This is a genomic window from Oceanibacterium hippocampi (assembly GCF_900172325.1).
GTDB lineage: Bacteria > Pseudomonadota > Alphaproteobacteria > Sneathiellales > Sneathiellaceae > Oceanibacterium > Oceanibacterium hippocampi.
In genome coordinates this window covers 894838-911582 of the sequence record NZ_FWFR01000002.1, presented here as the reverse complement: position 1 = coordinate 911582, position 16745 = coordinate 894838, and the positions used below count along the sequence as shown (strand labels likewise).

The following is a 16745-nucleotide window of genomic DNA, read 5'->3' as shown; positions in this document are numbered from 1 at the left end:
ACCATGACAAACCCATCGGGCGAACTCGGTGAACTGAGCGCCGTCGAACTATCGGGCCTGTTCAGATCGGGTGAGGCCTCGCCGGTAGAGGCGGTGACCGCCGCGCTGTCGCGCATCGAGCGATTCAATCCCGATGTGAACGCATTCGCCCATGTGACGCCGGAGATAGCGCTCGCGGCGGCAAGGGAAGCGGAGCGGCGCTACCTCAAGGGGGAACCACTTGGTGACATCGACGGTCTGCCGATAACGATCAAGGAACTGACGCCGGTCATCGGCATCCCGCAGCGCAACGGCTCGGCACTTGGCTCGACAAGTCCCGCCCGCAAGGAGCCGCTCGTTGTTAGGCGCCTGCGCGGCGCAGGTGCCGCGATCCTTGGAACGACCACCTCGCCGGAGCTCGGCTGGAAGGGTGTCACTCACGGCCCGGCAACCGGTATCACGCGGAACCCCTGGCGCAAGGACCGTGCGGCCGGTGGTTCCTCCGGTGGTGCGGCGGTGGCGGCGGCACTGAACATGGGCGTGTTGCACGACGGGTCGGATGGCGGGGGATCGATCCGCATTCCGGCCTCGTTCTGCGGCGTCGTCGGTTTCAAGCCGACATTCGGCTGGATTCCTCCCGCCGCCGCGAACCCGCATTTCGAACTCGGCCATCGCGGCCCGCTCGGCCGGCATGTCGAGGACACGCTGCTGTACTTCAACGCCGCGGCCGGCGGCTCGACCGAAGCGATGCTCGGCTATTGTCCTTCGGAGGTTCCGGATTGGCGACCGTGCCTTGCCGAAGGAGTCCAGGGGCTGCGCGTCGGCTATAGTCGGACCCTCGGCTACGGCCATGTGGACCCCGACGTCGCCGCCACGGTCGATCGTGCCGCCGAGCGGATTGCCGGACTGGGGGCCATCGTCGAGAGTGTCGATGGCCTGTTCCCTGATCCTCACCAGGCGTATCTGACACTCTGGTGGTCGGCCGCGGCCAACATGATCCGCAAGATGGCGCTGACGCCCGAGCAGCACGCGATGCTGGATCCCGGCCTGGCGCGGGTCGCCGAGGCGGGTAGGCAGTTGACCGCGGACGATTACATAGAGGCGCGTCTTGTCCTCGGGGAGGTCCGGCGGGCGATGGCCGAGTTCCATCGAAACTATGACGTGTTAATGCTGCCGACAATGCCGATTACCGCGTTCGAAGCCGGATGCGACGTGCCGCCGAGTTCGGGAATGGCGGAGTGGAGCGAGTGGTCGCCCTTCACCTACCCGTTCAACATGACCTCGCAGCCGGCAATCTCGGTTCCCTGCGGCTTCGATCGGGCAGGCCTGCCGGTCGGCCTTCAGCTTGTCGGCCGGGCCTATCGGGACGACGTGGTCCTGCGATTGGCGGCGGCCTATCAGACAGCTTACCCGGAGCCGCTGCCAAACCGTCCGTCCGACTAGGCGCTGCCATGCCCGCCTGGCAGTCTTCAAAGAGCCTCTGTGCACTCCGGGGTTTGATGACCGAGACCGCGACGTCGGAGTTGCGAGACCGTTCCCCAGCGCATCGCCACTCTCGATATCCTCGGCCACGATGACCAGGCGACCTGGGAGCCTCCCGTCGATTGATCAGCAGCACGTTCGCCACGACCTAATGTCTTAACGGCGCCGACAAAAGGGGGGCGACCTCACGGCGAAGAGCATTGCCGCCAGCAGGATTGCCGCCGACGGTCGCACGATGTGCTGAAGGGCCGGCGAGCGGGCTTGCAGAGCATAGAGGGACTAGAAGCCGGCCATGAGGGCGCCTCGCCAGAAGGCCGCCGTGAGGGCATCGCCCGCGATAAGACGGACCAGTATCGCGTCGCTGCCGGCCGGGTCCTCTCGGCCGGACCCGGGTGGCTTGCCTCACGGGGAGACCGACGGGGCGGAGACGGTGTCGGGCTGCCTTTCCCGCCAGGCCGCGAAAGGCTCTCCTGAACCCAGATGGTGGTGATGGTGGCGCCGGATCGGCCAGGCGGACGGGTCCGCAGCCAGCAGTCGATAGCTCGATCGGTAGTCGAATCCACCCTGCGCGGCCTGTTCACGGTCGGCCGCGAAAACAACCTCCCCGATCCCGGCGTAGAGCGCGGCCATGTAGCAGAGTGCGCAGGGTTCGCCGGAGGCGATCAGGAGAGTACCATTGAGCCGGGCGCTCCGGCGGTGACGGCAGGCATCGCGAATGGCGACCACCTCCGCGTGGGCCGTCGGGTCCCGATCCTCATCCACCCGGTTCACACCGCGGCCCAGTATATCTCCCCGATGATTGGCTACCAGGGCGGCAAAAGGAATTCCGCCCTCGCGCACCCGGCGGGACGAAAGCGCTATGGCCTCCCCGACAAGTTGATCGAGCAGGGCCTCGTTGATTGCTGTGCTCATCAGTCTGTTACCTTTCTCAAGACATGCCCGGAAAAAGGCACGCGCTTCTGAACGACGTTGACGATTTCTCGGATTTGCCAGGGCTCAGGAAAGCCTTCGATCCGGGTCGACCCAACAACGATTGTTGGCACCACCTTGATCCGGAGCTCTTCGATCGCTTGTCGCAAGGCTTCCTGGTGTGCTTTCACGTAGGTGCCTCGCATCTTCCCTTGGCGTCGAGTTCTGGCGGCGATCGTTCATGCGACCTTGCGCTGCGCGGGCCGCTCGGCAAGCCTCCGCACCAGCGCGTCTATTTTCTTTTCGGCGCTTTCGATCGAGGCCTGCAGGCGTGCATCCGCAAACTCGTCGTACTCGATCGCAACGCTGTGGACGTCGGTAATCCCGATATAGCCGAAGGGCACCGCGATCCCGCCCTCCACGTGGTTCATATTCTCAAGGCGCTCGCCCGGCTCATAGCCGTAGTCGCCCCGCGAGGAGAGAATGACCAGCGTCTTGCCGTCGGTGACCAGGGGCCAGTAGGGCTCTCCCTCTCGCGCACGATCAAAGCCGAAAGTTCGCCCGACGCGGACGATATTGTCGATGTAGGCCTTGAACTGGGCGGGCATGCCGAAGTTGTACATGGGCACGCCGGTCACGATGACGTCCGCCCCGAGCAGTTCGTCGACCAAGAGATCGCTTTCGGCAAGTGCTTCCTTCATCCAGGGCTCACGTTCCTCCGTCCTGGTGAAGGCGGCGTGGATCCAGCGGCCGGTGACCGGCCGCGGCGGTGCCTGGCCGACGTCGCGGTAGACCACTCGGTCCTGCGGCTGGAGTTCCTTCCAGCGCTTCAGGAAGCGGGCTGTGAGCCGGCGGCTGTGCGACCCGAAACGGGTCTCCGCGGAACTCCCGGGGCGGGCACTGGCATCGATGTGGAGGAGGGTCGTCATGGCGCAAACTCCTAGGGACGAGTTGAACGGGAGTGATTTGAACTTATCTATCGTCGGAATGGACGCTTGTGGCCTTCCGCGGTAACCGAGAGATAGAGGGCCAGAGGGTCTTGTTCAAAATCGAATTCCTCACCCATTAGATGATCTGGGTTCAGCTATGTCAGGCCTGCCGCCGCTTCCGGCCCTGCGCGCGTTCGAGGCCGCCGCCCGTCACCTGAGCTTCAAGCGGGCCGCGGAAGAACTGGCCGTTACACCGACGGCGATCAGCCATCAGATACGCCTCCTGGAGGAGGTGCTGGGGGTGCGTCTCTTCGATCGGCGCCCACGCCAGGTCTCTCTGAGCCCTGCCGGCGTCACGCTCTTCCCGCCGATCAACGGAGCCTTCGCCGCCATGCGTGAGGCGGTCGGGCGAATAACGGAGAACAAGCGCCGGCGCGGCCTCACGCTCTCGGCGACCACGGCCTTCACGGCGAAGTGGCTCGTGCCCCGGCTGGCGCGTTTCGCCGAGGTCCACCCGGACATCGATCTCCGTCTCCATGCCTCAGACGAAATCGTGAATTTCGGCGCGGGCGGGGCCGATGTCGCCGTGCGCTACGGGCCCGGTCCATTCCCCGACCTCAGCTCCGAACCGCTCTTCGAGGAACACTTCGCGCCGATGTGCAGCCCGCAACTCGGCGTCCGATCGCCTGAGGATCTGAAACGCCAGACCCTGCTCCACAGCGAATGGCGCAAGGTGGATTCGCTGACCCCGAGCTGGGCACGCTGGTGTGAGGAGGCCGGCCTGGAGGGACCCGATACCACCATCGGCCCGGTCTTTCTGGATGATAGCCACTTGATCCAGGCGACCGTCGCCAGCCAAGGCGTCGCCCTGCTCAGTCCCATCCTTGTGAGCGAGGAGTTATCCGCCGGCTACCTGGTCCAGCCCTTCGGACCGGAGTTGCCCGGGTATGCCTACCACCTGGTGCATCCGCCATCGAGTGACAGCGCCGTCGAGATAGAAGCACTCAAGAACTGGATGAAAAACGCCCTCAATCGCTAGCCGTCAATTGCGCTTCGGATCACGAAGTGAAGTCGCCCGGCCAAGGACGTGATGCCCGTTTCCCGGCCAAGAACAGTCAGACGGGACGAGGACGGCGCCCTACTGCCGCATCCGGCCGCTACCGGTTGCAACAGGTTCCGTTACTACTTCCGCGCCTGCGGGACCGGCTGTCGCGCCCAAGCCGCTTCATGACCGAAAGCTGCGCCGGTTCCGCCGTCGACGTCTCCGTCATTCCATCTTGTCCTCGCGTGCCCAGAAACGGAGATCGCGGCAACATTTCACGAACGCGTCGACCGTCCCGCTGTCGATCGCGACAACACCGGCATCCATGTTCCCGGCAACGCCGGTGGCCTTCAGCAGGGGCATGGCGGCGGCCGTCCAGGCGATGAATTTCGCATGCGCAAACGCATCGCTGACGAAGTCCTGCGAGGGCTTGTTGTTCGCCAGCGTCCTGCCGCCATCCTCGGACAGCACGAGGGCGACGGCATCGAACACGACAGACGGCGCGCCATCGATCTTCTCGTCCGCGGGTTTCCGCGTGCCATCCGACAGGGTCGCGCCATGAATGTGGGGCGCGACGATCGTTACCATGGCGCCCTCGGCCCGGAAGGCTTCCTCCAGCGCGCCGATCAGCTCGGCATCGGCCCCGTCGCAGATGTAGAGACCCAGCTTCCGGCCCGCGAAACTGTCCGGGCCGTTCTTCAGGATGCTGAGGGCATCCGAAGGCGGCAGGTCGGTGATCGGCGTGCGCGCGGGCTTTGCCGGCTCCGGCATCTCGGTGATGCCCAGTCCCTTGGCCACGGCATTCGCCAGATCGTCGTGCACGTTCATCAGGTGACCAAGCATCCGCAGACGGATTCGCTCGTGCTGGCATTTGGACAGTTCGAACGTGTAGCCCGCGGCGATATGGCGCCGTTCGGTAGCGGTCTGGCTGATCCAGAACTGCCGCGCCTGGCTGTAATGGTCGGCGAAGGTCTCCGACCGGACGCGCTGCTTGGTGCCGGTGACTTCCTCGGGATGGCTGGCGAAGCCGATCTCGGGGTTCTCGCGGGGCCCGCCGTCTTCTCCCCAGCTGTTGGGTTCGTAGTTGGCGCGACCTTTCAGGTTTCGTATCGCCATATGCCCGTCCTGCTGGAAATGGTGCACCGGGCATTTCGGGGCATTGATGGGGATCTGGGTGAAGTTGGGTCCGCCGAGGCGCTTCAGCTGCGTGTCGAGATAGGAAAAGTTGCGCCCCTGCAGGAGCGGGTCGTTGGTCTGGTCGATGCCCCGGACGATGTTCTGCGTGCAGAAGGCAACCTGCTCGGTCTCGGCGAAGAAATTGTCGACGTGCGCATCGAGCGTGAGCGTGCCGATCCGTCGGACCGGTACACGCTCCTCCGGTATGATCTTGGTCGGGTCGAGAATATCGAACTCGAAGTCATCGGCGAAGGCGTCGTCGAAAACCTGGATACCGAGATCCCATTGCGGGAAGTCACCGGCGTCGATGGCGTCCCACATGTCGCGGCGGTGAAAGTCCGGATCGGCCCCGTTGATCTTGAGCGCCTCGTTCCAGACAACCGATTGCAGACCCTGCCGCGGCTTCCAGTGGAACTTCACGTAATGTGACCTGCCCTCGGCATTGATCAGACGGAACGTGTGCACGCCGAACCCCTCCATGAAGCGGAAGGATCGCGGAATGGCGCGGTCGGACATCTGCCACAAGGTCATGTGGACAGCCTCGGGGGAGAGCGAGATGAAGTCCCAGAAATTGTCATGGGCGCTCTGTGCCTGGGGGAAGCCCCGGTCGGGCGCCTGCTTCACCGAATGCACGAGATCGGGAAACTTCATCGCGTCCTGGATGAAGAACACCGGGATGTTGTTGCCGACGAGGTCCCAGTTGCCCTCCTTGGTGTAGAACTTGGTGGCGAACCCGCGCACGTCGCGTGCGAGGTCGAACGACCCCTTGTTGCCCGCGACCGTCGAGAAGCGGGTGAAGGTCAGCGTTTTCTCTCCGACCCGCTGAAAGATATCGGCGCAGGAGAGGTCGGGAATGGCCTCGGTGAGTTCGAAATGACCGTGGACGCCGTAGCCGCGGGCGTGAACGACGCGCTCGGGGATGCGCTCGTGATCGAAATGAAAGATCTTGTCCCGCATCACATGATCTTCGAGCAGCGTCGGCCCGCGCGCGCCCGCCTTCAGCGAGTTCTGATCGTCCGCTACCGGGCCTCCTTGCGCGGTGGTCATCGTTCGCGCGCGATCGATGGCCTGTTGTCGGGGAGCGCCGCCCTTGTCCATCGGCGTTTTCGTCATGTCGCGTCCTTTCAGAGATCGTCGCTGTCGAAGGCGGTTGCTCGACTGCTCCGGTGAACGGGCGCGACCCCTGGCGACGGTCGATGCACGAGCGCGCCAATTCGCGGCAAAGCAGCAGGCAGCCTGCGAGGGGAACGACATCCGGCGCTTCAGGGTTCCAGTGCGCGGACAACCTGACGGTGTGCGGACGGGAAGGGGTATCCGGCAAGGGTACAGGGTGTCGCGGTTCGTCTCACCCCGCGGTTCGATGGACTCCATCACGTTCGTTTTCGCCGAACAGAGCGGCGGTTGCGCGTGCCGAGCACGCGTCCAGGTCCCGATCGCGCTTCCGTCGGTAGTCGGGTCGCGATTCTGTCGTAGTTCGAAGAAAATTCAAAATCCCGCCTATTGACGAAATCAAAAAGTGCTATAATGTGGCACTATCAATCATATGGCGTGCTGGCCGAGGAAACACGGATCGGAAGGTCTGTGTATCTCGCCCGGAAAAGAACCCTGTGAGGAAACGTCGAATGCCGCGCAATGCCAAGGAATGGGCCGGGGTGCCCGACCTTCCCGCCGATCACTTCATCAGTTCGGAAGTCTATCGGGACGAGGGTATCTTCAGGGACGAGCAGCGTCTGCTGCTGGAGAAAACCTGGAAATTCGCCTGTCACGAAAGCGAGGTCGAGCAGGTCGGCGACTACCGCACCTTGTCATTCTGCGGTCTGCCGCTGGTAGTGATCCGGGGCGAGGACAACCGGATCCGGACCTTCGTGAACGTCTGTTCGCACCGCTCGGCCGAACTGGTCCGGGCGCCGCGCGGCAATGCCCGCCGAATGGTCTGCTTCTTCCATCTCTGGGCCTACGATACCTACGGCAATTGCGTGAACCAGACGCGCGACATCGGCTACGAGGAAGCGGGGCCGAAGAAGGAAGCCTGCGGACTGCGTTCGATCCGTACGGAAGTGAACTGCGGCCTGGTCTTCATCACCCTGGATGACGATGCGGAGACGCTCGAGTCCTTCCTCGCCGACTCGCTCGATACCCTGCGCGAAGCCCTGACCGCAGAGCCGCTGGAACTCTTCCACTACCACTCGTTCAAGGTCCGCGCGAACTGGAAGCAGTGGCACGAGACCAACATGGAACTCTATCACGAGTGGGGTCACGTGGTGAATCGGCAGCAGGGCCTGAATTCACCGGGGTATCACGACCGCCGGATCTCCATTGGCAAGAACGGACATCTGTCGCTGCCGCCCTACCGGGTGAGTTACTCGAACATTCCCGGCTGGGAGGATCGGGACTCGAACAATTTCCCGGGCCTCGCCCCGGGCGAGATCCGTGCCGTCGACCTGTTTCCCAACACGTCGATCATCATCCGCGGCACGGCGATGCGGATCGATACGTCGACGCCGATCAGTCCGTCCCTGACCCTGATGGAGTTCCGCGGGCTCGGCCTGAAGAGCGACACGCCCGAGGTGCGGGCGGAGCGTATTCGCAATCATAACCAGTACTGGGGCCCGTTCGGCCGCACCCAGCCGGAGGACGGCTTCTTCATCGAGTCGGTGGAGCAGGGGAATCGCCACGCCGCCCAGTACAGCATCATCTCGCGGCGCGAGAACCTGGGCGCCCACGACGATGCCGCCTTGCGCGGCTATTACGCCGAATGGAGTCGTCACATGGGGCGCCCGGCCGGCGATCCGAAGGGAAACGTCAGCGCGGAGGGCCCGGGCAAATGAAGGCCGAACAGATCCGAACGCTCGTCGCGAAATCTTGCCTGTCGATGGACGACGAGAAATTCGCCGACTATCTGGCCCTCTGCGCCGACGGTTTCCAGTACCGTATCCGAAGCTTCAGCCCGGAGATCGGCAAGGAAATGACCTGGCTGGACCTCGGCCTGGACGAGCTGAAGGGCTTGCTCGAGGCGGTTCCGAAACATGTCCGGATGCAGGGCCAGATGCGCCGGCACGCAACGCTCTACACACTGGACGAGGACGCCGACGGCCGCTTCTCGGCGGTGAGCTCGCTGATCGTCAGCCACACGGCGCTGAACGGTGAAACCCACCTTTTCGCGACCGGTCAGTTCCACGACAGGGTCACCTTTGTGGAGGGCGAGCCAAGGCTTCTGGCGCGCGATGTGATGCTCGATACCCGGGTGCTCGGCCCCGGATCTCACATGCCCATCTAGGGCGAATAAGAACATGACCAAAGGGAGAACAGGAATGAGACGCTCGATCCGGACACTCGTCATCGCAGCAATGCTCGGTGGCCTCAGCGCGCATGCTGGCGCGCAGCCTGCGACCATCCAGGAAGCCCCGGTGATGGCCGACAACATGACCATCCGCCTGCAGACCTACCCCGGCGCGATCATCAACCTGATGCAATGGGTGATGGTCGAGAAGGAGATCTGTACCCGTCACGAAATGAAGTGCGAGCTTCTCAACATCCCGTCCGCACCGCTCGGTATCCAGGCGCTGGTTGCCGGTGACCTGGATATCGTCGTTTCCTCGGCGGACGGCGTCGTGAAGGCGGCCATCGGCGGTGCGCCGATCCAGTTCGTCGGTGGCCTGCTGCCGGCGCCGCCGTTTGCGTTGTCCATGCGTTCGGACGTCGAAGGCGTCGATCGGGCCGGCGATTATCCGGGCAACATCAAGAGCGTCGAGGGCATGAAGATCGGCGTCACCGCGCGTGGCGCCGGGCCCGAGAACCAGATGCGCCTGCTGCTGGCCGATGCCGGTCTCAATCCGGACAACGGCGTTATCTATGTCGCGGTGGGTTCCCCGTCGGCGCAATACGCGGCGTTGGCTGCGAAGCAGATAGACGGCGTCATGGGTTTCGAGCCCTTGCCGACGATCTGCGAAGACTCCACCCTTTGCTACAACCTCGTCGATCTGCGCAAGGGGCAGGGCTCCGAGGTCGGGCGCGGCGGAAGCGCGGTCACCTATGTCGCCTCGACGCGCTTCACGGAGAAAAATCCCAAGCTTCTCGACGCCTTCAGGCAGGCCTCCGCCGAAGCGATCGAATGGTCGTCCAAGCCGGAGAATTTCCCGGAAGTGATGGCGATCGCGAAGAAGTACTTCAAGCTCGGCGATCTGCCGGACGCCGAGGCGGTGACGGAGCGTCTCGTCCGCAACCAGGTCAACGGCTACCACTGGGTTCTGCCCCGCGACGGCATCGAGGCCTACTACACGTTCCTGGCGAAGGAAAAGGCCGACGTGCCGGCCTTCGACACCATGATCTACAGCAAGGCCTACTGACATGGCGGCATCCGGTTTGATCGCCGTCGAGGGGCTGAACCATACATTCGGGGGCAAGGTCAACGCACTTGAGGATGTTTCATTCACGGTCGCGCCGGGTGAGTTCGTCTCGATCGTCGGCCCTTCCGGATGCGGCAAGACCACGGCGCTGAATATCGTCGCCGGACTGGTTCCCCTGGAGCATGGCACCGTCACCATCGATGGTGCCACGCCCCGGGCCGGCCGGCACGACGTGGCGTACATGCTGGCGAGGGACTGCCTGTTTCCATGGCTGACAGCGCTGGAGAATGCCGAGCTCGGAAATGCCTTCAGGGATATGCCCAAGGAGGAACGGCGCGCCAAGGCCATCCAACTGCTCGACTCGGTCGGATTGCGTGACTTCAAGAACGCCTATTCGAAAGAGCTGTCGCACGGCATGCGACAGCGGGTGGCGCTTGCCCGCACATTCAGCATGCCGTCGCCGTGCCTGCTGATGGATGAGCCTTTCGGCGCCCTGGACGCGCAAACGAAGCTGCAGCTGGAAAGCCTGCTGCTGGAACTTTGGTCGAGAGAGCGTCGCTCGGTCATCTTCATCACGCACGACCTGAACGAGGCGGTTCTCATGTCGGACAGGGTCATTGTCATGAGCGCCCGGCCAGGGCGGATCGTGGCCGATATCCCGATTCCCCTGGAGCGGCCGCGCTCGGTCCGGTCGCTCCAGAAGGATCCCCGGTTTCACGAGCTCTATGCCCAGATCTGGGAAAAGCTCGAATACGGGGTCTTTGACACGAACATGGCTGAACAATGAGCATGACCATCGCAAAACCCTCCGTTCGAGTACGGAGCGCGGCGAATGCCGGGAAACGGCTTCGCTGGAACAGCATCGGTTCGGCGATCTGGCCCTGGCAACTGCTGACGTTGATCGTGTTCGGGCTTCTCTGGGAGTATGTCGCGGCGAACAGGATCATCGACCCGCTGTTCATCGGCACGCCGTCGCGGATCCTGTCGTTCTTCTTCACCGAGCTATTCGTGACGGGCAGCCTGGCCAGCGACGTGTTGTGGACGCTGGCCGGGACAGGCATCGCCTTCGGCCTCGGCAGTCTCGCGGGCATCGCAACAGGCCTTCTGTTCGTTTCCTTTCCGGCAACCGAGAAGTTCTGCGATCCTTTCTTCGCGGCCTTGAACGCGCTGCCACGAATCGCCCTGGCACCGCTGTTCCTGCTTTGGTTCGGCCTCGGGATCGGCTCCAAGATCGCGCTGGGTTTCAGCCTGACCTATTTCATCGTGCTGAGCAGCACGGTCGCGGGCGCGCGCAGTGTCGATCGCGATTTCCTGACGCTCGCCCGGACGCTTGGCGCGTCGCGCACGAAGATCTTCCTGCGCATCACGCTCGTCAGTGCCGTACCGACCCTGTTCTCCGGTCTCCGCCTGGGCCTGATCTACTCGCTTCTCGGCGTCATCGCCGGCGAGATCATCGCCGCCCAGCACGGCCTCGGTCAGCAGCTGAGCTATCTTGCCGGCACCTTCCAGATCGACGGGGTGTTCGCCGTCCTGCTGCTGCTGGCGCTGCTTGGCAGCGGCCTGACCTACGGCATGTCCGCACTTGAATCGCGCCTTATCCGCTGGCGCTAGTCTTATCGGGAAGAGTCTCATGAACACGATTCTGAAGAATTTCATTGATGGCCGATATGTCGATGCGGCGTCGGCCGACGTGGTCGAGGTCCTCAATCCGGCGACCGGCGTCGTCTTTTCCGCGATCCCGGACTCCGGTGAGGCGGAAGTGGCGGCCGCGGTCGCCGCCGCTGGTGCCGCGCAGGGCCCCTGGGCGAAGCTTCCGGCGGTCGCGCGCGGCGGCTACCTGAAGGCCATTGCCGCAAAGATCCGCGAGAAGTCCGACCTCATCGCCCGCACAGTGGTGCGGGAGCAGGGCAAGCCGCTCGGCCTTGCCGTGGGCGAGGTGGCTTTCGCCGCGGATTACTTCGACTACATGGCCGAGTGGGCACGCCGGCTCGAAGGCGAGGTGATCAGCAGCGACCGGCCAGGCGAGACGATCCTGATGCTCCGGCAGCCGATCGGCGTCGTCGGCGGCATCCTGCCGTGGAACTTCCCGTTCTTCCTGCTCGCGCGGAAAGTCGCGCCGGCCTTGATCACGGGGAACACCGTGGTCATCAAGCCGAGCGAGGAGACGCCGGTCAGCGCCGATCTCTTCGTCCAGATCGCGATGGAATGCGAACTGCCCGCGGGCGTGTTCAACCTCGTATACGGTCGTGGCGCCTCGACCGGTGCGGCCTTGTCGTCCCATCCGGGCGTCGGCATGTTGAGCTTCACCGGCAGCGTCGATACCGGTTCCCGGATTATGGCGCTTGCGGCCCGCAACATCACGAAGGTCAATCTCGAACTCGGCGGCAAGGCGCCGGCGATCGTGATGGCCGATGCCGACATCGATCTTGCGGTCCAGTCGATCAAGGGCGGACGCCTTCTGAACGCGGGCCAGGCATGCAACTGCCCCGAGCGGATCTATGTGCATCGCTCGATTCATGACGCGTTCGTCGACAAGCTGGCGAAGGCGATGCAGGCGTCGACCTACGGCGACCCGCTTGCCGAAGCCGGCGTCGACATGGGTCCGCTGATCAATGCCGTCCAGGCCGCCAAGGTTGAGGGGATGGTTGAGCGCGCCGGCAAGTCCGGCAGCGAGATCGTCGTCGGCGGCAAGACCGTGGAGCGGGGCGGCGGGTTCTACTTCGAGCCCACCGTGCTGGTCGGCTGCGACCAGGCGTCCGAGATCGTGCAGAAGGAGGTGTTCGGCCCGGTGCTGCCGGTGAACGCCTTCGACACGCTGGATGAGGCGATCGATCGGGCCAACGATTCCGAATACGGCCTGACATCGGCGATCTATACGCGGGACCTGAGCACGGCCTTGCGGGCCTGCAACGAGCTGCGCTTCGGCGAGACCTACATCAACCGCGAGAACTTCGAGGCGATGCAGGGCTTCCATGCGGGCATCCGGCATTCCGGCCTGGGCGGCGCGGATGGCAAGCACGGGTTGTACGAAAACATGGTTCAGCACATTGTCTATCTCCAGCAATAATTGACATGGATTCGGCTGAAATCATTCAAATGAACGACAGGCACCTGTTTTCCCCCTTCGTTTTCCGCGACCAGAAGCTGCGCAACCGGATCGTCATTTCGCCGATGTGCCAGTATGTGGCGACGGAGGGGATGGCGAATGACTGGCACGAGATTCATCTCGGCAAGTTTGCCCAAGGCGGCGCCGGGCTCGTCATGACCGAGGCGACCGCCGTGACACGCGACGGCCGCATCTCTCATGGCGATCTCGGTATCTGGAGCGACGATCACGTACCGGGGTTGAAGAGAATCTGCGACTTCATCAGCGCCCAGGGGGCGGTGCCCGGGATCCAGTTGTCGCATGCCGGTCGCAAGGGCAGCGCGCAACGGCCCTGGCACGGCAACGGGCCATTGTTGCAGGAAGATCTCGACCTGCGGGGCGAGCGGTCATGGCAGGTGATGGCGCCGAGCGCGGTCCCCGTCGACACGCACTGGCACACGCCGCACGCGATGACCGCGGCCGAACTGGAAGGCCTTGCAGGACAATGGGAACAGGCGGCGCTGCGCGCTGCCGCGGCCGGCTTCCGGGTCGCCGAGATCCATTGCGCGCACGGCTATCTGCTGCACCAGTTCCTCTCTCCCGTGACCAATTTGCGCGGCGACGCCTACGGCGGGGATATCGCCGGCAGGATGCGATATCCGCTGGAGATCGTGTCGCGCGTCCGGCGCGTCTGGCCGGCCGGTCTGCCGCTGTTCGTCCGGATCTCGGCGGTCGACGGTGCGGAGGATACCGGCTGGGATCTCGAGGATTCCGTGCTGTTCGCAAGGGAGCTCGCGAAGGCGGGTGCCGATGTCGTCGATTGCTCGTCGGGCGGACTATTGCGGCCGGCCATGCTGGGCACGAAGGTTCGCGCATTTCCGGGCTACCAGGTTCCCTATGCCGAGAAAATCCGACGCGAAGCCGCCGTGCAGACGATGGCCGTCGGCCTCATCTACGAGCCGGCTCAGGCCGACGGGATCGTCAGAGCCGGTCAGGCCGATCTCATCGCCATCGGTCGCGAGGCGCTCTGGAACCCGAACTGGCCGATGCGTGCGGCCCAGGAACTGGGACATGACATCTTTCCGGACATCGGCATGAGCTACGCATTCCATCTCTCCAGGCGCGAGAAGCTGATGAAGTCCTTGAAGAGCACCAGCCCCCAGTCTGCGTGCGGGTGAGGGCGGCATGGCCACGAAATCGAACGCGAAATCGAACAAGACGGCACGGGCGTCCGGGACCTTGCCGGGCGGCACCGCATCCCGCGCGCGGGGGGCAAAGCCGACGTCGGGCGGGGCCATGAAGTCGGGCGCGGCCACCAAATCGTCGACTCGCGAAAGCAGTCACGACCGGCTGCTCGCGGTGCTGGATCTGTTCAGCCTCGAACGGCCGAGCTGGACCGCGGAAGAAATCGGCTCGGCGCTGAATCTGACGAAAACCACGCTCTACCGGTATCTGCGGACGCTTGGCAGTTCCGGCCTGGTTTCGCCAACCGTTGGCGGTGGATTCGTGCTCGGGCCCCGGGTGATCGAACTCGATCGGCTGGCCCGCCTCTCCGATCCGATGCTCCGTGCCGCCGTGCCGGTGATGCAGCGGGCAATGGAGCATTTCGACGGCCTGCTGTTGCTATGCACCTACTACCGCGACAAGGTCATGACCATCCATCACGAGGCGACCAACCAGTCGTTCAATTTCAGCATGCAGCGGGGTCAGCCCTTCCCGCTGTTCCGGGGGTCTCCGTCCAAGGCGATTCTCGCCAACCTGCCGCCGCATCAGTTGCGCACGATCATGCTGCATGAATCGCGACAGATCCGCGCCGCCGGCCTGGGCGAGGACTGGCAGGAGTTTCGCGACAACATGCGGGCCGTGCGGAACGCGGGCGTCTGCGTTGCCTACGGCGAACTGGATCCGGACCTGATCGGCATCAGCGCGCCGATATTCCGGTCCGCCGGGGATGTGGCGGGCAGCCTGACCGTCGTTCTGACCAAGAAGGAATATCAGGATTCCGATCTCGAGCCGTTTGTCGAGATGGCCAAACGGATGGCCGAGGAAATCAACAAGGGTATCGCGGCCGCTTGATCGGGCGCGACACCGGTAACAAGGAAGGAGCATTCTTGTGGCGCATACACCGCACCTCCCGGGCAGCGAACAACTGGGGGAACTGGATTCCAGGTATGTCGCCGTCGACGCGCTTCCGTGGAAGCCGACGCCGACGCCCGGCATCGACATGAAGATTCTTCTGAAGGACGACGAAAGCGGACTGATGACCGCGCTCTTCCGCTGGGAGCCGGGCACCGCGCTCGACCTGCATGAACATGTCGAGATCGAGCAGACGTTCGTTCTCTCCGGCAGCATCGTCGATGAGGAAGGCGAAGTCCGCGCCGGTGATTTCGTCTGGCGCCCGAAGGGGAACCGGCATGTTGCCCGCTCGGTCGAGGGGGCGCTAGTGCTGTCCTTCTTCCTGAAGCCGAACCGGTTTCTCACCGGCGCGCTTGCCGGAAAGGAACTGGCATGAGCATGCTGATCGAGGAGCGATGCTACCAGATAAAGCCGGTATTCGCGCCGGCCCAGTTCCTCGATATCTATCAATCGACAGGCGCGATGGAGTTGCAGAAGCGCGTGCTCGGCAACATGCTCGGTTACTTCACGACGGAGATCGGGCCACTGAACGCGCTCGTACACCTGTGGGGCTACGAGAGCCTCGACGATCGCGCGCGGCGAAGGGCGTTGCTGCGTGAGGAACCGGTCTGGCAGGACTATCTCCGGCAGATCCTGCCGATGCTGGACAGCATGACGAACCGCATCCTGGTGCCGACGTCGTTCTCGCCCATTCGCTGAGACCGGTCGCGACATATCCGGGACGACCGCTCCGGACCCCGATCCCGCAATTGAATCTCCTGGCGGAGGACCGGCGACGTTTTCCCTGCCGGTCCCGACAGTAATTTTCTGGAGGCACGATGGCCGAGTTGCATATCCCCGACATTATCGATAACGCCGCCGGCAGGACGCTGGTCTTCGATTCAGCCACCCATGTCGAAGCCTATGTCGACCATGCGCCGTGTTCCGGTGACGTGGTGGTCGCCGCCTCGTACGCCGGCGTCCTGTGCGCCCGCATGGTCATGTCGGCGAAGCCGAAGGTCGCCATTGGACTGGATTGCGGGATCGGCAAGGACGGCGCGGGTGTGGCCGGGCTCTGGTACTACGAGGCGCTCGGCGTGCCGGCTGCCGCGGTCGATTCCGGAACTGCCGAGATGGGCAATGGCCGCGACATGTACCGGTGCGGTGTCCTGAGCAGGGTCAACGATGCGGCGCAACGCCTGGGTCTCGCGCCGGGTCTCACGGTGCAGGAGGCGGTGGCTGCCGCCCTCACCGGTGATCGCGCGCCGGCGGAATTCGACCCGGCGCGGCGACTGGTCATTCATACTGCCGAGACCGGCCGCAGTATTGTCTGCACGGATTCGATCGCCTTTGCCCTGCCGGAGGATCGCGAGCGGAACGTGCTGTGCACGGCGGGGCATACCGGACGCAGTGTCGTCGACTATTTCCGCCGCTTCCGGCCGTGGGCCTTCATTTGCTCCGATGGCGGGATCGGCAAGAACGACAGCGGAATCTCGGCACTGCAGGACGTCGATGCGGACGGCATCGCCGGCGCTTCGGTCGATGCCATGACCGCCCGCATGGGCGACGGCCAGAGCACCTATTTCGACGGCGTGATCAGCGCTGCCAACGAGACCGCCAAAGCCAAGGGGGTGCGCGTCGGCCAGAGCGCCCGCGAAGCGGCATTTCTGCTTCTGGGTTGA

General features: G+C 64.0%; 17 protein-coding genes. 13 read left to right on the top strand and 4 right to left on the bottom strand.

The genetic code is table 11. The features are described 5' to 3' along the window. The first annotated feature begins 3 nt into the window (after positions 1-3). On the top strand, positions 4-1422 hold the full coding sequence (locus tag OCH7691_RS15245; RefSeq protein WP_085884384.1) for an amidase: 1419 nt from the start codon (positions 4-6) through the stop codon (positions 1420-1422). 441 nt (positions 1423-1863) lie between these two features. Here OCH7691_RS15245 and OCH7691_RS15240 read toward each other — a convergent pair whose 3' ends face one another. From OCH7691_RS15240 to OCH7691_RS15235, 3 genes are read right to left on the bottom strand one after another with little or no spacing between them, the layout of a single operon-like run. Then, a complete protein-coding gene (locus tag OCH7691_RS15240) occupies positions 1864-2373 on the bottom strand; it encodes a nucleoside deaminase (RefSeq protein ID WP_085884383.1) in 510 nt (169 codons plus the stop codon). Beyond that, entirely contained in the window at positions 2373-2561 is a 189-nt protein-coding gene (locus OCH7691_RS22965) for a hypothetical protein (RefSeq protein WP_139839721.1), read from the bottom strand. The genes OCH7691_RS15240 and OCH7691_RS22965 overlap by 1 nt, the downstream gene beginning before the upstream one ends. 48 nt (positions 2562-2609) lie before the next feature. After that, the gene (locus OCH7691_RS15235; RefSeq protein WP_085884382.1) at positions 2610-3299 is read right to left on the bottom strand and encodes an FMN-dependent NADH-azoreductase; all 690 of its coding nucleotides are present in this window, start codon (positions 3297-3299) and stop codon (positions 2610-2612) included. Between the two features lie 157 nt (positions 3300-3456). Here OCH7691_RS15235 and gcvA point away from each other — a divergent pair, with 157 nt between their 5' ends. Continuing rightward, positions 3457-4338: a transcriptional regulator GcvA gene (gcvA, locus tag OCH7691_RS15230; protein WP_085884381.1), complete on the top strand. Its 882-nt coding sequence runs from the start codon at positions 3457-3459 to the stop codon at positions 4336-4338. A gap of 228 nt (positions 4339-4566) precedes the next feature. Here gcvA and OCH7691_RS15225 read toward each other — a convergent pair whose 3' ends face one another. Beyond that, on the bottom strand, positions 4567-6630 hold the full coding sequence (locus tag OCH7691_RS15225; RefSeq protein WP_085884380.1) for a catalase: 2064 nt from the start codon (positions 6628-6630) through the stop codon (positions 4567-4569). Positions 6631-7139: 509 nt separating this feature from the next. Here OCH7691_RS15225 and OCH7691_RS15220 point away from each other — a divergent pair. From OCH7691_RS15220 to OCH7691_RS15170, 11 genes are all read left to right on the top strand, one after another. Next, a complete protein-coding gene (locus OCH7691_RS15220; RefSeq protein ID WP_085884379.1) occupies positions 7140-8345 on the top strand; it encodes an aromatic ring-hydroxylating oxygenase subunit alpha in 1206 nt (401 codons plus the stop codon). Further along, positions 8342-8794: a nuclear transport factor 2 family protein gene (locus OCH7691_RS15215; protein WP_085884378.1), complete on the top strand. Its 453-nt coding sequence runs from the start codon at positions 8342-8344 to the stop codon at positions 8792-8794. The genes OCH7691_RS15220 and OCH7691_RS15215 overlap by 4 nt, the downstream gene beginning before the upstream one ends. 34 nt (positions 8795-8828) lie before the next feature. Beyond that, positions 8829-9863, top strand: coding sequence for an ABC transporter substrate-binding protein (locus tag OCH7691_RS15210; protein WP_176245081.1), 1035 nt, complete (start codon positions 8829-8831; stop codon positions 9861-9863). Position 9864: 1 nt separating this feature from the next. Next, complete coding sequence (locus tag OCH7691_RS15205; RefSeq protein ID WP_085884376.1) at positions 9865-10650, top strand: ABC transporter ATP-binding protein; 786 nt, start codon at positions 9865-9867, stop codon at positions 10648-10650. A gap of 2 nt (positions 10651-10652) precedes the next feature. After that, positions 10653-11474, top strand: a complete 822-nt coding sequence (locus OCH7691_RS15200; protein WP_085884375.1) for an ABC transporter permease — start codon at positions 10653-10655, stop codon at positions 11472-11474. A 19-nt stretch (positions 11475-11493) separates the two neighbouring features. Next, entirely contained in the window at positions 11494-12930 is a 1437-nt protein-coding gene (gene aldA / locus OCH7691_RS15195) for an aldehyde dehydrogenase (protein WP_085884374.1), read from the top strand. Between the two features lie 29 nt (positions 12931-12959). Next, positions 12960-14126, top strand: a complete 1167-nt coding sequence (locus tag OCH7691_RS15190) for an NADH:flavin oxidoreductase/NADH oxidase (RefSeq protein ID WP_085884373.1) — start codon at positions 12960-12962, stop codon at positions 14124-14126. A 7-nt stretch (positions 14127-14133) separates the two neighbouring features. After that, positions 14134-15024, top strand: coding sequence for an IclR family transcriptional regulator (locus OCH7691_RS15185; RefSeq protein ID WP_085884372.1), 891 nt, complete (start codon positions 14134-14136; stop codon positions 15022-15024). Between the two features lie 37 nt (positions 15025-15061). Next, a complete protein-coding gene (locus tag OCH7691_RS15180) occupies positions 15062-15460 on the top strand; it encodes a cupin domain-containing protein (RefSeq protein ID WP_085884371.1) in 399 nt (132 codons plus the stop codon). Next, a complete protein-coding gene (locus OCH7691_RS15175; protein WP_217808045.1) occupies positions 15457-15783 on the top strand; it encodes an NIPSNAP family protein in 327 nt (108 codons plus the stop codon). Before OCH7691_RS15180 ends, OCH7691_RS15175 begins: the two co-directional genes overlap by 4 nt. Positions 15784-15902: 119 nt before the next feature. After that, on the top strand, positions 15903-16745 hold the full coding sequence (locus OCH7691_RS15170; protein ID WP_085884370.1) for a hypothetical protein: 843 nt from the start codon (positions 15903-15905) through the stop codon (positions 16743-16745).

Excerpts from the sequence above, each read along its gene's own strand:
- gcvA (WP_085884381.1), top strand. The coding sequence starts at position 3,457 with ATGTCAGGCCTGCCGCCGCTTCCGGCCCTGCGCGCGTTCGAGGCCGCC.
- OCH7691_RS15175 (WP_217808045.1), top strand. The coding sequence starts at position 15,457 with ATGAGCATGCTGATCGAGGAGCGATGCTACCAGATAAAGCCGGTATTC.
- OCH7691_RS15185 (WP_085884372.1), top strand. The coding sequence starts at position 14,134 with ATGGCCACGAAATCGAACGCGAAATCGAACAAGACGGCACGGGCGTCC.
- aldA (WP_085884374.1), top strand. The coding sequence starts at position 11,494 with ATGAACACGATTCTGAAGAATTTCATTGATGGCCGATATGTCGATGCG.
- OCH7691_RS15200 (WP_085884375.1), top strand. The coding sequence starts at position 10,653 with ATGACCATCGCAAAACCCTCCGTTCGAGTACGGAGCGCGGCGAATGCC.
- OCH7691_RS15205 (WP_085884376.1), top strand. The coding sequence starts at position 9,865 with ATGGCGGCATCCGGTTTGATCGCCGTCGAGGGGCTGAACCATACATTC.
- OCH7691_RS15190 (WP_085884373.1), top strand. The coding sequence starts at position 12,960 with ATGAACGACAGGCACCTGTTTTCCCCCTTCGTTTTCCGCGACCAGAAG.
- OCH7691_RS15210 (WP_176245081.1), top strand. The coding sequence starts at position 8,829 with ATGAGACGCTCGATCCGGACACTCGTCATCGCAGCAATGCTCGGTGGC.
- OCH7691_RS15170 (WP_085884370.1), top strand. The coding sequence starts at position 15,903 with ATGGCCGAGTTGCATATCCCCGACATTATCGATAACGCCGCCGGCAGG.
- OCH7691_RS15235 (WP_085884382.1), bottom strand. The coding sequence starts at position 3,299 with ATGACGACCCTCCTCCACATCGATGCCAGTGCCCGCCCCGGGAGTTCC.
- OCH7691_RS15220 (WP_085884379.1), top strand. The coding sequence starts at position 7,140 with ATGCCGCGCAATGCCAAGGAATGGGCCGGGGTGCCCGACCTTCCCGCC.
- OCH7691_RS15240 (WP_085884383.1), bottom strand. The coding sequence starts at position 2,373 with ATGAGCACAGCAATCAACGAGGCCCTGCTCGATCAACTTGTCGGGGAG.
- OCH7691_RS15215 (WP_085884378.1), top strand. The coding sequence starts at position 8,342 with ATGAAGGCCGAACAGATCCGAACGCTCGTCGCGAAATCTTGCCTGTCG.
- OCH7691_RS15225 (WP_085884380.1), bottom strand. The coding sequence starts at position 6,630 with ATGACGAAAACGCCGATGGACAAGGGCGGCGCTCCCCGACAACAGGCC.
- OCH7691_RS15245 (WP_085884384.1), top strand. The coding sequence starts at position 4 with ATGACAAACCCATCGGGCGAACTCGGTGAACTGAGCGCCGTCGAACTA.